Origin of the sequence: Hypericibacter adhaerens, from assembly GCF_008728835.1 — a bacterium.
Taxonomy (GTDB): domain Bacteria; phylum Pseudomonadota; class Alphaproteobacteria; order Dongiales; family Dongiaceae; genus Hypericibacter; species Hypericibacter adhaerens.
Window position 1 is genome coordinate 5,214,003 of sequence record NZ_CP042582.1, and the last position, 16,718, is coordinate 5,230,720.

Here is a 16,718-nt window from a genome sequence, read left to right on the forward strand (position 1 = left end):
CCTGGTCTGATCGCCGATGCCGCCTCAGGCGGCCTCGGCCGCCATCTGACGGCCCTTCTCGACCGCCTCTTCGATGGTGCCGACCATGTAGAAGGCGCTCTCGGGCAGGTCGTCATAGTCGCCCTTCACGATGCCCTTGAAGCCCTTGATGGTGTCCTCGAGCTTCACGAACTTGCCGGGCGAGCCGGTGAAGACCTCGGCCACATGGAAGGGCTGCGACAGGAAGCGCTGGATCTTGCGGGCGCGCGCGACCGTCAGCTTGTCCTCTTCCGAGAGCTCGTCCATGCCCAGGATGGCGATGATGTCCTGCAGCGACTTGTAGCTCTGCAGCACGCGCTGCACCTCGCGGGCGACCGCATAATGGTCCTCGCCCACGACGCGCGGGTCGAGGATGCGGCTGGTGGAGTCGAGCGGGTCGACCGCCGGATAGATGCCGAGCTCGGCGATCTGGCGCGACAGCACCGTGGTGGCGTCCAGGTGGGCGAAGGAGGTCGCCGGCGCCGGGTCGGTCAGGTCGTCGGCGGGCACGTAGATGGCCTGCACCGAGGTGATCGAGCCCTTCTTGGTGGTGGTGATGCGCTCCTGCAAGGCGCCCATGTCGGTCGCCAGCGTCGGCTGATAGCCCACGGCCGAGGGGATGCGGCCCAGCAGCGCCGACACCTCGGAGCCCGCCTGGGTGAAGCGGAAGATGTTGTCCACGAAGAAGAGCACGTCCTGGCCTTCCTCGTCGCGGAAATATTCGGCGACCGTCAGGCCCGAGAGGCCGACGCGCGCGCGCGCTCCCGGCGGCTCGTTCATCTGGCCATAGACCAGCGCCACCTTGGAGCCGGGGCCGTCGAGCTTGATGACGCCCGATTCGATCATCTCGTGATAGAGGTCGTTGCCCTCGCGGGTGCGCTCGCCCACGCCGGCGAACACCGACACGCCGCCATGCGCCTTCGCGACGTTGTTGATCAGCTCCATGATCAGCACGGTCTTGCCGACGCCCGCACCGCCGAACAGGCCGATCTTGCCGCCCTTGGCGTAAGGCGCGAGGAGATCCACGACCTTGATGCCGGTGACGAGCACCTGGGCCTCGGTCGACTGGTCGACGAAGGACGGGGCCGGACGGTGGATCGGGTAGCTGGTCTTGGCATTGACGGGACCGCGCTCATCGACGGTCTCGCCGATGACGTTCATGATACGACCGAGGGTCTCGGGACCGACCGGCACCGCGATCGGGCCGCCCGTGTCCTGGGCCTCCTGGCCGCGCACCAGGCCGTCGGTCGAGTCCATGGCGATGGTGCGCACCGTGTTCTCGCCCAGATGCTGCGCCACCTCGAGCACGAGGCGGCGGCCCTGGTTCTCGACATGGAGCGCGTTCAGGATGGCGGGCAGATCGCCGTCGAACTGGACGTCGACAACGGCGCCCAGCACCTGCGTGATCTTGCCGACGAGATTCTTGGCCATGGAAAGCTCCTTCTAGCGCGCCCTGCTGGCGTCGTTCGTCGATTACAGCGCCTCGGCCCCGGAGATGATCTCGATCAGCTCCTTGGTGATATAGGCCTGGCGGCTGCGGTTGTAGTTGATGGTCAGCTTGTTGATCATGTCGCCGGCATTGCGCGTGGCGCTGTCCATCGCGGTCATGCGCGAGCCCTGCTCGGAGGCCGCGTTCTCCAGCAGCGCCCGGAAGACCTGGACGCCGAGGTTGCGCGGCAGCAGCTCCGAGAGGATCTCCTGCTCGTCCGGCTCGTATTCGTAGAAGAGGTCGGTCGTGGCCGCCTTCGCCTCGCCGGCCCCGACGAACGGGATCAGCTGCTGCGCGGTCAGGATCTGCGTCATCGCCGACTTGAACTTGTTGTAGAAGATCGTGCAGACGTCGAACTCGCCGGCCTCGTAGAGGCTGGTGACGCGGTGCGCGATCCGGTCGGCATCGGCATAGGTCAGGCGCTGACGGCCGACATCGTCGAAGTTCTCGACGATGAGCTTGCCGAAGTCGCGCTTGAGCTGGTCGCGGCCCTTGCGGCCGACGGTGATGATCTTGACGGCCTTCCCGGCCCCGATCAGGTCGCGGATCATGCGCCGCGCGCCGCGGACGATCGAGGAGTTGAAGCCGCCGCACAGACCGCGGTCGGAGGTCATCACCACGATCAGGTGGATCTGGCTCTTGCCGTTGCCGACCAGGAGGGGCGGCGCGCCCTCGCGGCCCGCCATGGCGGTCGCGAGCGAGCCCAGCATCCGCTCCATGCGCTCGGCATAAGGCCGGGCCGCCTCGGCCTGCTCCTGGGCGCGGCGCAGCTTCGCCGCCGCGACCATCTTCATGGCCGAGGTGATCTTCTGCGTGGATTTCACGCTGTTGATGCGGACCTTGAGGTCCTTGAGGCTCGGCATGTCCTAGAGCGCCCCGGCTGGTTCCGTTCGCGGATTCGAGTGGCGGATCAGGCGAAGGTCTTGGTGAACTGGTCGAAGAAGACCTTGAGCTTGTCTTCGGTCGCCTTGCTGATCTCGCGCTCGTTGCGGATCGCGTCGAGGATGTCCTTGTGCTTCGCCCGCACCTCGGAGAGCAGCGCCTTCTCGAACCGGGTCACGTCCTCGACGCGGATCGCGTCGAGATAGCCGCGCACGCCGGCGAAGATCGACACCACCTGCTCCTCGACCGGCATCGGCTGGAACTGCCCCTGCTTCAGGAGCTCGGTCAGGCGCGAGCCGCGCGCCAGGAGGCGCTGGGTCGAGGCGTCGAGGTCGGAGGCGAACTGGGCGAAGGCCGCCATCTCGCGATACTGCGCGAGCTCGAGCTTGATGCGGCCGGCCACCTGCTTCATCGCCTTGATCTGGGCGGCCGAGCCGACGCGGCTCACCGACAGGCCGACGTTAATCGCCGGGCGGATGCCGCGGTAGAAGAGCGTCGTCTCGAGGAAGATCTGGCCGTCGGTGATCGAGATCACGTTGGTCGGGATGTAGGCCGAGACGTCGCCGGCCTGGGTCTCGATCACGGGAAGCGCCGTCAGCGAGCCCGCGCCGTTCTTGTCGTTCATCTTGGCGGCGCGCTCGAGCAGGCGGGAATGCAGGTAGAACACGTCGCCCGGATAGGCCTCGCGTCCCGGCGGACGGCGGAGCAGCAGCGACATCTGGCGGTAGGCGACGGCCTGCTTGGAGAGGTCGTCGTAGAAGATGACGGCATGCATGCCGTTGTCGCGGAAGAACTCGCCCATGGCGCAGCCCGTGTAGGGCGCCAGATACTGCAGCGGGGCGGGCTCCGAGGCGGTGGCGGCGACGACGATCGAATATTCGAGCGCGCCGTTGTCCTCGAGCGTCTTCACGATCTGGGCCACGGTCGAGCGCTTCTGGCCGACCGCGACATAGACGCAGTAGAGCTTCTTGGATTCGTCGCCGCCGGCGTTGATCGCCTTCTGGTTCAGGATGGTGTCGATGATGACGGCGGTCTTGCCGGTCTGGCGGTCGCCGATGATGAGCTCGCGCTGGCCGCGGCCGACCGGGACCAGACTGTCGATGGCCTTGAGGCCCGTCTGCATCGGCTCATGCACCGACTTCCTCGGGATGATGCCCGGCGCCTTCACCTCGACGCGCTGGCGCTTGACGTCGGTCAGCGGGCCCTTGCCGTCGATCGGGTTGCCGAGGCCGTCGACCACGCGGCCGAGCAGGCCCTTGCCCACCGGCACGTCGACGATGGCGCCGGTGCGCTTCACCAGGTCGCCTTCCTTGATGTCGCGGTCGTCGCCGAAGATCACGACGCCGACATTGTCGCTCTCGAGGTTGAGGGCGAGGCCGCGCAGGCCGCCCGGGAACTCGACCATCTCGCCGGCCTGGATCTTGTCCAGCCCATGCACGCGGGCCACGCCGTCGCCGACCGAGAGCACCGTGCCGACCTCGGCCACATCGGCATCACTGCCGAAATTCTCGATCTGCTGCTTGAGGATCGCGGAAATCTCCGCGGCGCGGATCTCCATCACTCAACCCCTTTCATGGCGAGTTGCAGTCTTTGCAGTTTGGTCTTGAGCGAGCTGTCGACCAGGCGGCTGCCGACCTTGACCACCAGGCCGCCGAGCAGGCTCGGATCGACCTTCAGGTCCACGGCAACCTTGCCGCCCGTGACGCGCTTCAAGGTTTCGGTGACGGCCTGGCGCTGGCGCTCGTCGAGCGGCTGCGCCGAGACCACCTGGGCGCTGGCCTCGCCGCGGCGGCGGGCAAGCTCCGTCAGATAAGCCTCGATGATCTCGGGAAGGACGAACAGGCGGCGGTTCTGCGCCACCAGCCCGATGAAGCGGCGCATCAGCGCCGAGGCGCCGGCCTTCTCCAGCAGGGCCTCCATCGCGCGGCCCTGCTCGGCGCGCGACAGAAGCGGGTTGCGGATCATCTGGCGCAGATCGGCGCTCTCGCCCAGCATTCCCTTCAGCTCCTGGAGATCCTTGGCGACCTCGTCGAGCTGCTTCTTCTCATCGGCCAGTTCAAAGAGCGCCGCGGCGTAGCGCGCCGCCAGACCGCCTGAGCCAGTGCCTCCGGCTGCCACGTTTCTCGATCCCCGTCGTTACCCTGAAGACGCGGCCCTCTTCCCAAAGGTCCGCGAACCGGCAATGTCCCGCCCGCGCGACCGACCTATATCGGCCACGCCGCGGGGCGGGCGGTGAATAACATAGACAAGGGGGGCATGCAATGGCCCGGGGCCAGGTTTGCCGCCTTGTGGAAAACCGCTTGTTTTCAGCCGCTTTGACCGGTTCGCGGGGCACCCGCCAACCGCGCCTTTTTGCCGCTCCCGCGAGGGCCGCGGGCAGGGTCGCTCAGAAGAAACTGTAGGGGTCGATGTCGATCTGGAGCCGGAGCGACCCGGAGAGCTTGATCGGCGCCAGCCAGTCGCGCAGCAGCGGCTGGGGCGCCAGGTCCCGCCGGCATTTCATCAGGAAGCGGCGGCGGTGGCGTCCTCGCAACAGCGCCAGTGGCGCCGGCGCCGGGCCCAGCACCGTCACGCCGTCGAAATGGGGCGCGCGGGCCGCCACCTCGCGCGCCAGCCGGTCGACCGCCTCGGCGCTGTCGCCCGAGAGGATCACCGCCGCCAGCCGGCCGAAGGGCGGCATCCCGTGCCGCTGCCGGTCCTCCGCCTCCTCGGCCAGGAAGCGGTCGCGGTCGCCGCCGACAAGGGCCTGCATCACCGGATGGCCGGGATCGAAGGTCTGCAGCAGCACCTGGCCCGGCCGCTCGGCGCGGCCGGCGCGGCCCGCCACCTGATGCAACAATTGATAAGTCCGTTCCGCGGCCCGGAGATCGCCGCCGCCCAGCCCCAGATCGGCATCGACCACGCCGACCAGGGTCAGCATCGGGAAATGGTGGCCCTTGGCGACGATCTGGGTCCCGATCAGGAGATCGACCTCATGCGCCTGGATGCGCCGGACCATCTCCTCGGCCGCCCTGACCGAGAAGACCGTGTCGCTGGTCATGACGGCGAGGCGCGCCTCGGGATGGAGCGCCACCGCCTCCTCCGCCAGCCGCTCGACGCCGGGCCCGCAGGCGGCAAAGCTGTCGGTGGCGTTGCAGGCGGGGCAGGAAGGCGGCAGCTCCGTCATATAGCCGCAATGATGGCATTGCAGCCGCCCGCGGAAGCGGTGCTCGACCAGCCAGGCGGTGCAGTTGGGACATTGCAGGCGATGCCCGCAGGTCCGACAGAGAGTCAGCGGCGCATAGCCGCGACGATTGAGGAACAGCAGCGCCTGCTCGCCTGCCGCCAGCGTCTCGGCGAGCGCCTTTCGCAGCGGCGGCGAGATCCAGCTCTGGCGCGGCGGCGGATCGCGCCTCAGATCGATGGTCGCGATCCTGGGCAGGCTGGCGCCGCCATGGCGGTCCGGCAGATGAACCGCACCATAGCGCCCGTTCGCCACGTTCTGCACCGTCTCGAGCGACGGCGTGGCCGAGACCAGCAGCACCGGGAACGAGCTCTGATGCGCGCGCACCACCGCCATGTCGCGCGCCTGATAGATGACGCCGTCCTCCTGCTTGAAGGCGGCCTCGTGCTCCTCGTCGACGACGATCAATCCCAGATCCGAGAAGGGCAGGAACAGCGCCGAGCGCGCGCCGACCACGAGCCGCACGTCCCCTTCCGCGACGGCGCGCCAGGTCCAGCGGCGCTCGGCGCTGCCGAGATCGGAATGCCACTGCGCGGGCTTGGCACCGAAGCGACGCTCGAAGCGCTGCAGCCATTGCGCCGAGAGCGCGATCTCCGGCAACAGCACCAGCACCTGCCGGCCGGCCTCGAGCGCCGCCGCGATCGCCTCGAAATAGACCTCGGTCTTGCCGGCGCCGGTGACGCCGTCGATCAGCGTCGCGGAGAAGCCGCCCGCGAGCACCTTCTCGCGCAGGCTGCGCGCGGCCTCGGCCTGGGCCGGCTCCAGCGACGGACCGGGCAGCCGCCAATCGGGCGGCGGCGGGCTCATGCGCGCGGGCAGCTCCACCGTCTCGACGGCGCCCGCATCGACCAGCCCCTTGATCACGCCGGTCGAGCAACCGGCCTCGCGCGCCAGTTCGGAGAGCAGGCGGGCCGGCCCCTCCTTGAGCGTGTCGACCACGCGCTGGCGCGCCTCGGTCATCCGTGCCGGCAACGCTGCGCCGGCGCACAGCCGGTAGCCGGTGAGCGCGCGGGGCGGCTCCAGCGCGGCGGAGACGCTCATCGCCATCCGCAGCACGGCGCCGGGCGGGGCCATCGAGTAGCCGGCAACCCAGTCGACGAATCGCCGCACCGCGGCCGGCATCCGCGGCGCTTCGAGTCGTTCCGTCACATCCTTGAGGCGCGCCGGCGCCAGCTCGCCGCTGCCTTCGCCCCAGACAACGCCCACCGTTTCGCGCCGGCCCAGCGGTACAATGACGAAATCGCCCGGTTCGAGCGCAAGATCCGGCGGCACCCGGTAATCATAGGCGCCCGCCAGCGGCAGGGGCAGCAGGACGCTCACGCTTTGCGTGGCGCCGCTCCGCCCGGGGCTCGAACTGGTGCCTGATTCCGCCATCGGCTACACTCAAAGAAAGATACAGTCTAAGGAGGGCTGGCCCGAGTCGGCCAATCGTGCCGACCCTCCGCAGCCCGTCTCTTTCGGTCAAGGATCTGGAACCGTTCCCTCATGAAGTTCTTCATCGATACCGCCGACCTCGCAGAAATTCGCGACCTTGCCGCCACCGGCCTCGTCGACGGCGTGACCACCAATCCCTCGCTGATCCAGAAATCGGGGCGCAACTTCATCGAGGTCGTGAAGGAGATCTGCAGCGTGGTCGAGGGCCCGGTCAGCGCCGAGGTGACCGCGACCGAACATGCCAAGATGCTGGCCGAAGGCCGCAAGCTCGCCAAGATCGCCGACAATGTTTGCGTCAAGGTGCCGCTGACTCCCGACGGGCTCAAGACCTGCAAGGCGCTGCGCAACGAGGGCATCCAGGTCAATGTGACGCTCTGCTTCTCGCCGGCCCAGGCGCTGCTCGCGGCCAAGGCGGGGGCCAGCTTCATCTCGCCCTTCGTCGGCCGGCTCGACGATATCGGCAGCGACGGCATGGGGCTGATCGCCGATATCGTGCAGATCTACAACGCCTACGACCATATCGAGACCGAGGTGCTGGTGGCTTCGGTGCGCCATCCGGTCCATGTGATCCAGGCGGCGAAGATGGGCGCCGACGTCGCGACCCTGCCACCCTCCGTGCTGCGCCAGATGTTCAATCATCCGCTGACCGACAAGGGCCTGGCGGCCTTCCTCGCCGATTGGGCCAAGACCGGCCAGTCGATCATCTAGGCCCTCAGCGAGAAGCACGGGGAACCCGCATCATGACCCAGACGCCCGAGGATGCCGCCGGCCTGTCCCGCAATGGCGCGGGCTCTGGCGGCACGCGCTCGGCGCGGGTCACCGCCGCCGAGGTCATGGAGTATCTGCAGCGCCATCCCGAGTTCCTGAGCCAGCATCCCGATCTCCTGGACAGCCTCAAGCTGCCGGGCCGGCATGATGGCGAAGGGGTGGTCGACCTGCAGCAATTCATGGTGGAGCGGCTGCGGCGCGAGGTGCAGCGGCTGCGCGGCGACCAGGACGATCTCCTCTCCAACAGCCGCGACAATCTCGCGACCCAGACCCGGGTCCATCGCGCGGCCCTGGCGCTGCTCGAGGCGCGCAGCCTCACCAATCTGGTCGAGATCGTGACCACCGATCTGGCGGTCATCCTCGATGTCGATGTGGTGACGCTCTGCCTGGAGCGCAGCGAGGGCTTCACCGAGCCGAGCCGGATGGAAGGCGTGCAGCTGCTCGATCGCGGCGCGGTCGACGCGCTGATCGGGCGCGAGCATGAGGTGCTGCTGCGCGACGAGGTGGCGGGCGATCCGCTTCTCTTCGGCGGCGGGGCCGGGCTGGTGCGCTCCGACGCGCTGATCCGGCTCAAGTTCGGCGACGGCATGCCGCAAGGCCTGATGGCCTTCGGCACGCGCCATCCGGGATATTTCGATTCCGGCCAGGGCACCGAGCTGCTCTCCTTCCTCGCGCGCATCCTCGAGCATTGCGTGCGCTCATGGCTGATCTCGACCCGCTGAGGCTGACGCTCGAGCCGGCGCTGGCGCGCGCGATCGAGGACTGGACCGCCTGGCTCACCCATGAACGCCGCGCCTCCGCGCACAGCGTCGCCGCCTACCGGCGCGATCTGGCAAGCTTCCTGCGCTTCCTGACCGAGCATCAAGGCCATGCGCCGGGGCTCGAGGATCTGCGCCGTCTCGAGCGCGGCGATTTCCGCGGCTGGCTGGCGCGATCGAGCGAGCGCGGGCTTGCCGCCGCCTCCAACGCGCGGGCGATCTCCGCCCTCAAGAGCCTGTTCCGCTTCCTGGCCAAGCGCGGGCTGGTCGAGAATGCGGCGCTCGGCACCTTGCGCCCGCCCAAGCTGCCGCGTTCGGTGCCGAAGGCGCTGACGGCCGCCGAAGCCCAGGACGTCGTCGACGAGGCCGGCATCTATGCGCAAGCGCCCTGGATCGCGCTGCGCGACCGCGCGCTCTTCATGCTGCTCTATGGAGCGGGCCTGCGCATCGCCGAGGCGCTGTCGCTCAATCGCGGCGACCTGCCGGCCGGTGACGCCAACACCATGACCGAGCTGATGGTGACGGGCAAAGGCTCGAAGCAGCGCCGCGTGCCGCTGCTGCCGGAGATCCGCGACGCCCTCGCCGACTATGCGGCGGCCTGCCCCTTCGGTGCTGGCAAGGAGGACCCGCTCTTCGTCGGCGCGAGGGGGGCAAGGCTGGTGGCGCGCGTAGCCCAGCGCGAGCTCGCCCGGCTGCGGGCGCTGCTGGGCCTGCCCGAGACCGCCACGCCCCATGCGCTGCGCCACAGCTTCGCGACGCATCTTCTGGCCGGCGGCGGCGATCTGCGCACCATCCAGGAGCTCTTGGGCCACAGCTCGCTCAGCACCACCCAGCGCTACACCGACATCGACAGCGCCGCCCTGCTCAAGCTCTATGGCGAGACCCACCCGCGCGCCAAGCGCATCGGCAGCCGGAGGAGTTCATGAAACGTCGAACCTTGCTGACGGGCGCCCTCGGCCTCGCTGGCGCGTCGCTGTTCCGCCTGCCCCCTGCACGGGCCGACACGTCGATCGGCGATATCGTCCTGACCGAGATCGAGCGCCGCCTGATCGCGAGCTACTATCAGCGGCAATATGACGACTGGGACCACCAGAACCACGGCAACGGCCGCAAGAACAAAGGGCTGCCGCCGGGCATCGCCAAGAAGGGCACGCTGCCGCCCGGGCTCGAGAAGCAGCTGGTCCGCAACGGCACCCTGCCGCCGGGGCTCGGCGCCATGCCGCTGCCCTACGAGCTGGCGGTGCAGCTGCCGCCGCGCCCCGGCAGCCAGCGGCTGCTGATCCTGGACGACAAGGTCATGCTGGTGCAGGCCGCGACCAATCTCATCCTCGACGTCCTGACCGTCGCCGCGGTCGACGCCATCGAGAACCACTGAGAGGCCGCCGGTGGCCGCGCCACTCACGGTCCGCCTGAGCCGCGTCGAGGATGCCGAGGACGTCGGCCGCATGGCGGCCGCGTTTGCCGATTATCTGCGGGCGCTCGGCGACGAGACCGACTTCCGCTTCGATGCGGCGGCTTTCCGCCGCGACGGGTTCGGACCCGACCGCGCCTTCATCGGATTGATCGCCGAGCAGGCGGGTCGCCCCGTGGGCTATCTGCATTACCATCTCGGCTACGATGCCGATTCCGCCCAGCGCATGGTCGTCCTCGCCGATCTCTGGGTCGAGCCCGACGCGCGGGGGCTCGGCGTCGGCCGCGCGCTGATGCGCGAAGCGGCACGCCAGGGCCGGGAGCGCCAGGCGCCGCTGCTGTTCTGGGCCGTCTACAAGCCGAACCGGCTGGCCGCCGGGTTCTATGAAAAGCTGGGCGCGCGCTATCTGCGCGAGCTGGATTTCATGATCATCGAAGGCGCGACGCTCGAAGCCTGAGGGCGCCCCGTCACAGCTGCGACTGGATCGGCAGCAGGGCGATGATCGTCGCCATCAGGCGGCGGCGGGCCGGCGCCTCCGGCTCGTCCCGCCAAGTTCTGACAGCCCCTTCCTCCTCGTCCTGCCACAGGATCCGGCCCGCCTCGATGCGGACCCGGTAGCTTTTCCGCGGCGAGGTCTCGTCGGCGAAGATCGCGCCGATCTGGCGGACCAGGCCCTCATGCTCGAAGAGCAGGCCCATCTCGGTGTTGAGCGAGGCCGAGCGCGGATCGAAATTCATGGAGCCGACGAAACCCAGACGATCGTCGATCGTGAAGGCCTTGGTATGCAGGCTGGCGCTGATCGATCCGAAGATGGATTTGCGGCCGCGGGCCTCGTAGGGCTTGAGCTCGAACAGGCGGATGCCGCCTTGGACGAGAGCCTTCCGGTATCGCGCATAGGCGCCATGGACGGCGGTCACGTCCGTGGCGGCGAGCGAGTTGGTGAGCACCGCGATCTCGACGCCCTGCCCCGCCATCTCGGTCAGCCGTGTCGTGCCGGCGTCGCCTGGAATGAAATAGGGCGAGATGATCTCGAGCTTCGCCCTGGCCGACGCCAGCAGCGGCCCCAGCGCATGCATCAGCCAGTTCTTCTGCCCGTCGCCTTTGAACTTCTCGGGCGGGTCCGCGACGATCGACGCTTTCTCCGCCCAGCAGATCTCTCCCTTGCCCGACAGCAGCTCGCCGATGGTGGCTTCCTGGACGATGCGGTGGAGGTAGGGGCGCGCCGCGTCATTGGCCCCCAGGGAAGCCAGCCGCCGCCGGAGCCGCGACAGGGCCTTCTTGCGCCGCTTGCCGAGCGCCCGGATCGGGATCGCCGCCTCGCTGTTCCAGTAGAGATCGAACACCGTCTCGGCCTGGTGCACCGCGGGGCCCAGCATGAGGAGGTCGAGGTCGCAGAAATTGGAGCTCGCGGCCGCGTCGAAATAGGGATCGCCGACGTTCCGTCCGCCCACGACGGCGAGCCGGCCGTCGGCGATCCAGGCCTTGTTGTGCATGCGCCGCGTGATCCGCATGACCCGCAGCACCGTCTCGAAGGCGAGGCGCAGCAGGCCATGGCGGCTCAGCCGCGGGTTGAACAGGCGCACATCGATGTTGGGATGCGCATCGAGCGCCAGATAGGTGCGGTCATGCTGACGCGCATTGAGATCGTCGAGCAGCAGCCGGACCCGGACGCCGCGGTCGGCGGCCTGGAGCACCTCATGCGCCAGGAGCCGGCCGGTCAGATCGCCATGCCAAAGGTAATATTGGAGATCGAGACTGCGCTCCGCCTGGCGGGCGGCCAGCAGGCGGGCGGCGAAGGCGTCGAGATTGCTGGCGAGCAGGACCATGCCGCTCTGCCCGGGGCGCCGGGCCAGCAGAGGGGCCACCAGGCGGTCGAGCCGTGCCGCCGTCTCGGAGACGGGCATCGCCAGGGAAGGCTTGCCGCGGGCGCGTTCGAGAAAGCGGGTGTAGGACAGCAGCGCGAGATAAGCCGCCAGGATCAGCCCGGCCAATGCAACGAGAGCGATGAGGACCGATTGCATTCGACCTCGGGTGCCAGCCTTTCCTCGGGTTTCAGGGGCGGCGCACGAGAAGCAGGGCGGCGTCAGGCCGCGATTTGCCCATCCGTCGCCGGCGCCCGGCTGCCTTCCAGATCGACCCAGGCCTTGAGCGGCAGATGATCCGACGCGACCCGCGACAAGGGCGTGTCATGCACCTCGAGGCCGGTGATCAGATCGTGAGGATTCCCCAGAATCCGGTCCAAGGCAAACAAGGGAAAGCGCGCGGGGAAGCTGGGCAGGTCGGCGGCCATGGGACCGAAGGCGGGGTCGAGGTTGCGCAGCGAAGAACGCGGGCCCACCCGCCATTCGTTGAGATCGCCCAGGAGCAGCGTCGGCCGCTCGTTGCGGGCGGCGACGGCCGTCAGGATCGCCTCGGCCTGGCGCAGGCGCGACCGGCGCAGCAGCCCGAAATGCGCCGCGACGATGCGCAGCGGCCCGGCATCGAGATCGACATCGACCACCAGCGCGCCGCGCGGCTCGACGCCGGGCAGGTCGATCTGATGGACGTCGCGGACGGTGCCTTTGCGGAACAGCAGCAGGTTGCCGTGCCAGCCATGCCCCTTCGGGCGGCCCGCCACGGGCACGGCCAGCAAGCCGCTCTCGCGCTCCAGCCGGTCCAGGTCGAGGATATTGGCGCGCGCACCGAACCGCCGGTCGGCTTCCTGCAGCGCCACGATGTCGGCGCCGATCTCGCCGATCACCGTCTCGACGCGGGCCGGATCGAAGCGCTGATCCATGCCGACGCATTTATGGACGTTGTAGGAGGCGATGAGCGTGCCTGCCTTCTTCGTCCCGTTGCGGGACAAGTAGGATTTCCGCTCCTGCTGCAGGACCGCCAGAATATGGGACCTCAGGCGTCCTCTCGACCTGTCAGGCACAGCCTTCAACTCTCCTTCCCGATGGGCACATAACAAGGCCCGTGGCCGGCTCGCGAGGGACCCGCGAGACGAACCTCTAGGTTCGATCGACAGGGGCTGGGTTTGCATCCCGACGGTCGACGCCGCATCGGCGCGCCGGCCCTCTTGGGCGTCGCACCCCGTCAATATGGGGCAAAGCCACAGGATTTTACAGGGGATCCTGGCGCCGCAGCGCGGCTGGCGGGGCCCCGTGCCTTAACACCGGTCCAGGATAGCCCCGAACCCGTCTCTCAGATGTGAATCGCCCTTCCGTCCACCGCCAGGGCGGCTTCCTTGACGGCTTCGTTCAGGGTCGGATGCGCGTGGAACGACCGGGCCACATCCTCGGCCGAGGCCTGGAACTCCATCGCCATCACCGCCTCATGGATCATCGTGCCGGCTTCGGCCGCGATGATATGGCAGCCCAGGAGCCGGTCGGTCTTGGCGTCGGCGATGATCTTGACCAGCCCGTCCGTATCGCCGGCGCAGCGCGCGCGGCTGTTGGCGGTCATCGGAAACTTGCCGACCTTGTAGGCGATGCCGGCGGCCTTGAGCTCCTCCTCGGTCTTGCCGACCGTCGCCACCTCGGGGTGGGTATAGACCACGCCCGGCACCGTCTCGTAATTCACATGGCCGGCCTGGCCCGCCAGGATTTCGGCCAGCGCCACGCCTTCCTCCTCGGCCTTGTGCGCCAGCATCGGTCCCGCGATCACATCGCCGATGGCATAGATGCCCGGCACGTTGGTGGCGAAATGGCCGTTCGTCTTGACGCGGCCCCGCTCGTCCTTGGCGACGCCCACCGTCTCGAGGCCCAGCCCCTCGGTGAAGGCGCGCCGTCCGACGCAGAGCAGCACCACGTCGGCCTGGATCGTGGTGGCCTCGCCGCCGGCCGCCGGCGCCATGGTCAGCGTGACGCCATCGGCACCGGCGGCGGCGCCGGTGACCTTCTGGCCCAGATGGAACTCGAAGCCCTGCTTCTGCAGCAGGCGCTGGAACTGCTTGGCGATCTCGCCATCCATGCCGGGCAGGATGCGGTCGAGATACTCGACCACCGTCACCTTCGATCCCAGCCGCCGCCAGACCGAGCCCATCTCGAGCCCGATATAGCCGGCGCCGATCACGATCAGATGGCCCGGCACGGGATTGAGCGAGAGCGCGCCGGTCGAGGTGACGATGCGCTTCTCGTCGACCGGGATGCCCGGCAGCGGCGAGGATTCCGAGCCGGTCGCGATGCAGATCGATTTGGCGGTCAGGCTCTGGTTGCCGCCGGCCTCGAGCGCCACCTCGATCCGGCCGGGGCCCGCGATCCTGCCGCGGCCCTTGATGTAATCGACCTTGTTCTTGCGGAACAGGAACTCGATGCCCCGGGTCAGGTCGTCGACCACCTTGTCCTTGCGCGCCAGCATGACGCCCAGATCGAGGGCGGGTGCCGCGACGCCGATGCCGTGGGCGGCCAGGTGCGACGTCGCCTCCTCATAGAGATGCGAGGATTGCAGCAGCGCCTTGGACGGGATGCAGCCGACATTGAGGCAGGTGCCGCCGAGCCGCCCTCGCATCTCCACGCAGGCCGTCTTGAGGCCGAGCTGGCCGGCGCGGATGGCGGCGACATAGCCGCCCGGGCCCCCGCCGATGATCACCAGGTCGTAGGCCGTCTCGCTCATGGGAATTCTCGCCGATTCTAAGGAATGAGGGCCTCAGCGCCCGACCAGGACGCAGGCCCGCTCGCGTTGCTTGCCATAGCAGGTCATGCCGTCGAAGGCCTGCCGCGGCACGGGGAAGTCGGTCATGTCCTTGGGCGTCTTGCCCTTGTCGAGCGCCACCCAGGGGTCGTTCACATAGACGTTCTCGTCGTCGAAGCCCGTCACCACCACCCAATGGGCGACATGGTCGCCATGGATGAAATGGGTGCTGACCAGCACGATCGGGATCAGCCCCTCGCGGAACCGGGCCTCGAGGGCCTTCTGGCTGAGCGTGCCGTAATGGACCGGGATGCCCCGGCGCTTGGCCTCGGCCAGGTCCTGCTCCTGCAGCACCCGCATCACTTCCTTGCGCTCGGCCGAGCGGGTGCGTTCGCCCAGGAAGACGTCGCGGTGATTGACATGGACCTCGGCCGTGAAGCCGCGCCGTCCGAGGGCCAGCGCCAGCGCCACCGGGCCGCAGCCGCCATGGCCGCCGGAAGGCCCGGAGAACACCGAGGTGGCCTCGCGCCAGAGCTGCAGCTCGCTCGCCCGGTCGAACGGCGCCCTGGGATCGAGGGCGCGCATCGACATCAGCACCGAGGAGGGCCCGCAGGTGAAGTCGGTCGTCTGGCGATAATGCGGGATGCGGCGCGCGGCCTTCGCCTTGGATGTGGCGGCTTTGGGCACGGATCGCTTGGCGCGCTTGGCCGTCGCCGCCCGTCGGGGAGCCCGGGAAGAGCTGCGGGCGATCGCGCGTTTCGTCTGTTTTGCCATGTGGGGAACCGGCGAGGTTCAGATCTCGAGCAGCATGCGCTGCGGGTCCTCGATGCAGTCCTTGAGCCGCACCAGGAAGGTGACGGCCTCGCGGCCATCGACGATGCGGTGATCGTAGGAGAGGGCCAGATACATCATCGGCCGGACCTCGACCTTGCCGCCGATCGCCACCGGCCGCTCCTGGGTCTTGTGCATGCCGAGGATGCCGGACTGCGGCGGGTTCAGGATCGGCGTCGACATGAGCGAGCCGTAGACGCCGCCGTTGGAGATGGTGAAGGTGCCGCCCTGGAGCTCGTCCAGCGCCAGCTTGCCGTCGCGGGCGCGGCGGCCGTAATCGGCGATCTTCAGCTCGATATCCGCGAAGCTCATCCGGTCGGCATCGCGCACCACCGGCACCACCAGTCCCTGCTCGGTGCCGACCGCGACGCCGATGTCGTAATGGTTCTTGTAGACGATGTCGTCGCCGTCGATCTCGCCATTGACGGCCGGGATCTCCTTGAGCGCCACGATCGCGGCCTTCACGAAGAACGACATGAAGCCGAGCTTGATGCCGTGCTTCTTCTCGAAGGCGTCCTTGTAGTGGTTGCGCACGGCCAAAAGGTTGGTCATGTCCACCTCGTTGAAGGTGGTGAGCATGGCCGCGGTGTTCTGGGCCTGCTTCAGCCGCTCGGCGATGCGCTTCCTCAGGCGCGTCATCCGCACGCGCTCCTCGCGCGGGCCGGCCGCGGGTGCCGCGACGGGCGGCGCCGACGGGGCAGGCGCCGGGGTGGCGATCGGCGCGGCGAGGCGCCCCTCGCGCTCCAGATAGCCCAGCACGTCGGTCTTGGTGATGCGCCCGCTCTTGCCGGTCGCCGGGATCTGCTCGGGCGCCAGCTTGTTCTCCTCCACCAGCTTGCGCACCGCCGGCGCCAGACGGTCGGGCTGGGCCGGCACCGGCGGCGGTGCCGCCGGGGCCGCGGCTGCGGCCGGCGCGGCGGCGGGCGCCGCCGGCTGAGCCGCGGGTGCCGCCTTGGCCTGGATCGGCTCGGGCCCGGCGGTCGCGGCACCGGCAGCGCCGTCGCCGATCACGCCGACGACGGCGCCGACCTCGACCGTGTCGCCGGCCTTGGCCCGGATCTCCGAAAGCGTGCCCGCCTTGGTGGCATAGACCTCGAGCGAGACCTTGTCGGTCTCGAGCTCGAGCAGGGGCTCATCGACCACGACCTTGTCGCCCACCTGCTTCAGCCACTTGGCGACGGTCGCCTCGGTGACCGATTCGCCCAGCGCGGGAACGACAATGTCTGTGGCCATGGGAACCTCTTGGCAATCGTCGAAAGGGGACCCGGGGGGCCCTATTGTCAGTGAAAT

The 16,718-nt window shown here is 68.7% G+C and carries 15 protein-coding genes; 5 read left to right on the plus strand and 10 right to left on the minus strand.

Features of this window, described 5'->3' with window-relative positions; all coding sequences use genetic code 11:
• Window positions 1–24: 24 nt before the first annotated feature.
• From atpD to FRZ61_RS23375, 5 genes are all read right to left on the minus strand, one after another.
• Window positions 25–1,449 carry a F0F1 ATP synthase subunit beta gene (gene atpD / locus FRZ61_RS23355; RefSeq protein WP_151120001.1) on the minus strand — a complete coding sequence of 475 codons (1,425 nt, stop codon included), beginning with the start codon at window positions 1,447–1,449 and terminating at the stop codon, window positions 25–27.
• A gap of 42 nt (window positions 1,450–1,491) precedes the next feature.
• On the minus strand, window positions 1,492–2,370 hold the full coding sequence (locus FRZ61_RS23360) for a F0F1 ATP synthase subunit gamma (RefSeq protein WP_151120002.1): 879 nt from the start codon (window positions 2,368–2,370) through the stop codon (window positions 1,492–1,494).
• 47 nt (window positions 2,371–2,417) lie between these two features.
• Window positions 2,418–3,947, minus strand: coding sequence for a F0F1 ATP synthase subunit alpha (atpA, locus tag FRZ61_RS23365; protein WP_151120003.1), 1,530 nt, complete (start codon window positions 3,945–3,947; stop codon window positions 2,418–2,420).
• Window positions 3,947–4,507 (minus strand): F0F1 ATP synthase subunit delta, encoded by a 561-nt coding sequence (locus FRZ61_RS23370; protein WP_151120004.1) that lies wholly within the window; start codon window positions 4,505–4,507, stop codon window positions 3,947–3,949. Before FRZ61_RS23370 ends, atpA begins: the two co-directional genes overlap by 1 nt.
• Window positions 4,508–4,775: 268 nt before the next feature.
• Window positions 4,776–6,986 carry a primosomal protein N' gene (locus FRZ61_RS23375; RefSeq protein ID WP_151120005.1) on the minus strand — a complete coding sequence of 737 codons (2,211 nt, stop codon included), beginning with the start codon at window positions 6,984–6,986 and terminating at the stop codon, window positions 4,776–4,778.
• Between the two features lie 111 nt (window positions 6,987–7,097).
• On the opposite strand from FRZ61_RS23375, the gene fsa reads away from it, so the two are divergent.
• Genes fsa through FRZ61_RS23400 form a run of 5 tightly spaced genes read left to right on the plus strand, consistent with a single transcriptional unit; the run spans window position 7,098 to window position 10,440 of the window.
• The gene (fsa, locus tag FRZ61_RS23380; protein WP_151120006.1) at window positions 7,098–7,754 is read left to right on the plus strand and encodes a fructose-6-phosphate aldolase; all 657 of its coding nucleotides are present in this window, start codon (window positions 7,098–7,100) and stop codon (window positions 7,752–7,754) included.
• Window positions 7,755–7,786: 32 nt separating this feature from the next.
• Complete coding sequence (locus FRZ61_RS23385) at window positions 7,787–8,536, plus strand: DUF484 family protein (RefSeq protein WP_151120007.1); 750 nt, start codon at window positions 7,787–7,789, stop codon at window positions 8,534–8,536.
• A complete protein-coding gene (locus FRZ61_RS23390) occupies window positions 8,515–9,498 on the plus strand; it encodes a tyrosine recombinase XerC (protein ID WP_151120008.1) in 984 nt (327 codons plus the stop codon). The genes FRZ61_RS23385 and FRZ61_RS23390 overlap by 22 nt, the downstream gene beginning before the upstream one ends.
• Window positions 9,495–9,947, plus strand: a complete 453-nt coding sequence (locus tag FRZ61_RS23395) for a hypothetical protein (protein WP_151120009.1) — start codon at window positions 9,495–9,497, stop codon at window positions 9,945–9,947. The genes FRZ61_RS23390 and FRZ61_RS23395 overlap by 4 nt, the downstream gene beginning before the upstream one ends.
• Window positions 9,948–9,957: 10 nt before the next feature.
• Window positions 9,958–10,440, plus strand: coding sequence for a GNAT family N-acetyltransferase (locus tag FRZ61_RS23400; RefSeq protein ID WP_151120010.1), 483 nt, complete (start codon window positions 9,958–9,960; stop codon window positions 10,438–10,440).
• 10 nt (window positions 10,441–10,450) lie between these two features.
• Here FRZ61_RS23400 and FRZ61_RS23405 read toward each other — a convergent pair whose 3' ends face one another.
• The 5 genes from FRZ61_RS23405 to odhB form a co-directional block, all read right to left on the minus strand.
• Entirely contained in the window at window positions 10,451–12,004 is a 1,554-nt protein-coding gene (locus FRZ61_RS23405) for a phospholipase D family protein (RefSeq protein ID WP_151120011.1), read from the minus strand.
• A gap of 62 nt (window positions 12,005–12,066) precedes the next feature.
• Window positions 12,067–12,828, minus strand: a complete 762-nt coding sequence (locus tag FRZ61_RS23410) for an endonuclease/exonuclease/phosphatase family protein (protein ID WP_225308970.1) — start codon at window positions 12,826–12,828, stop codon at window positions 12,067–12,069.
• A gap of 341 nt (window positions 12,829–13,169) precedes the next feature.
• On the minus strand, window positions 13,170–14,579 hold the full coding sequence (gene lpdA, locus FRZ61_RS23415; protein ID WP_151120013.1) for a dihydrolipoyl dehydrogenase: 1,410 nt from the start codon (window positions 14,577–14,579) through the stop codon (window positions 13,170–13,172).
• Window positions 14,580–14,612: 33 nt separating this feature from the next.
• Window positions 14,613–15,371: a peptidase C39 family protein gene (locus tag FRZ61_RS23420; RefSeq protein WP_151120014.1), complete on the minus strand. Its 759-nt coding sequence runs from the start codon at window positions 15,369–15,371 to the stop codon at window positions 14,613–14,615.
• A gap of 18 nt (window positions 15,372–15,389) precedes the next feature.
• Complete coding sequence (odhB, locus tag FRZ61_RS23425) at window positions 15,390–16,661, minus strand: 2-oxoglutarate dehydrogenase complex dihydrolipoyllysine-residue succinyltransferase (protein ID WP_151120015.1); 1,272 nt, start codon at window positions 16,659–16,661, stop codon at window positions 15,390–15,392.
• Between the last annotated feature and the right edge of the window lie 57 nt (window positions 16,662–16,718).

Coding starts and splice junctions, on each gene's coding strand:
- atpD (WP_151120001.1), bottom strand. CDS start 1,449: ATGGCCAAGAATCTCGTCGGCAAGATCACGCAGGTGCTGGGCGCCGTT.
- FRZ61_RS23360 (WP_151120002.1), bottom strand. CDS start 2,370: ATGCCGAGCCTCAAGGACCTCAAGGTCCGCATCAACAGCGTGAAATCC.
- atpA (WP_151120003.1), bottom strand. CDS start 3,947: ATGGAGATCCGCGCCGCGGAGATTTCCGCGATCCTCAAGCAGCAGATC.
- FRZ61_RS23375 (WP_151120005.1), bottom strand. CDS start 6,986: ATGGCGGAATCAGGCACCAGTTCGAGCCCCGGGCGGAGCGGCGCCACG.
- fsa (WP_151120006.1), top strand. CDS start 7,098: ATGAAGTTCTTCATCGATACCGCCGACCTCGCAGAAATTCGCGACCTT.
- FRZ61_RS23385 (WP_151120007.1), top strand. CDS start 7,787: ATGACCCAGACGCCCGAGGATGCCGCCGGCCTGTCCCGCAATGGCGCG.
- FRZ61_RS23390 (WP_151120008.1), top strand. CDS start 8,515: ATGGCTGATCTCGACCCGCTGAGGCTGACGCTCGAGCCGGCGCTGGCG.
- FRZ61_RS23395 (WP_151120009.1), top strand. CDS start 9,495: ATGAAACGTCGAACCTTGCTGACGGGCGCCCTCGGCCTCGCTGGCGCG.
- FRZ61_RS23405 (WP_151120011.1), bottom strand. CDS start 12,004: ATGCAATCGGTCCTCATCGCTCTCGTTGCATTGGCCGGGCTGATCCTG.
- lpdA (WP_151120013.1), bottom strand. CDS start 14,579: ATGAGCGAGACGGCCTACGACCTGGTGATCATCGGCGGGGGCCCGGGC.
- FRZ61_RS23420 (WP_151120014.1), bottom strand. CDS start 15,371: ATGGCAAAACAGACGAAACGCGCGATCGCCCGCAGCTCTTCCCGGGCT.
- odhB (WP_151120015.1), bottom strand. CDS start 16,661: ATGGCCACAGACATTGTCGTTCCCGCGCTGGGCGAATCGGTCACCGAG.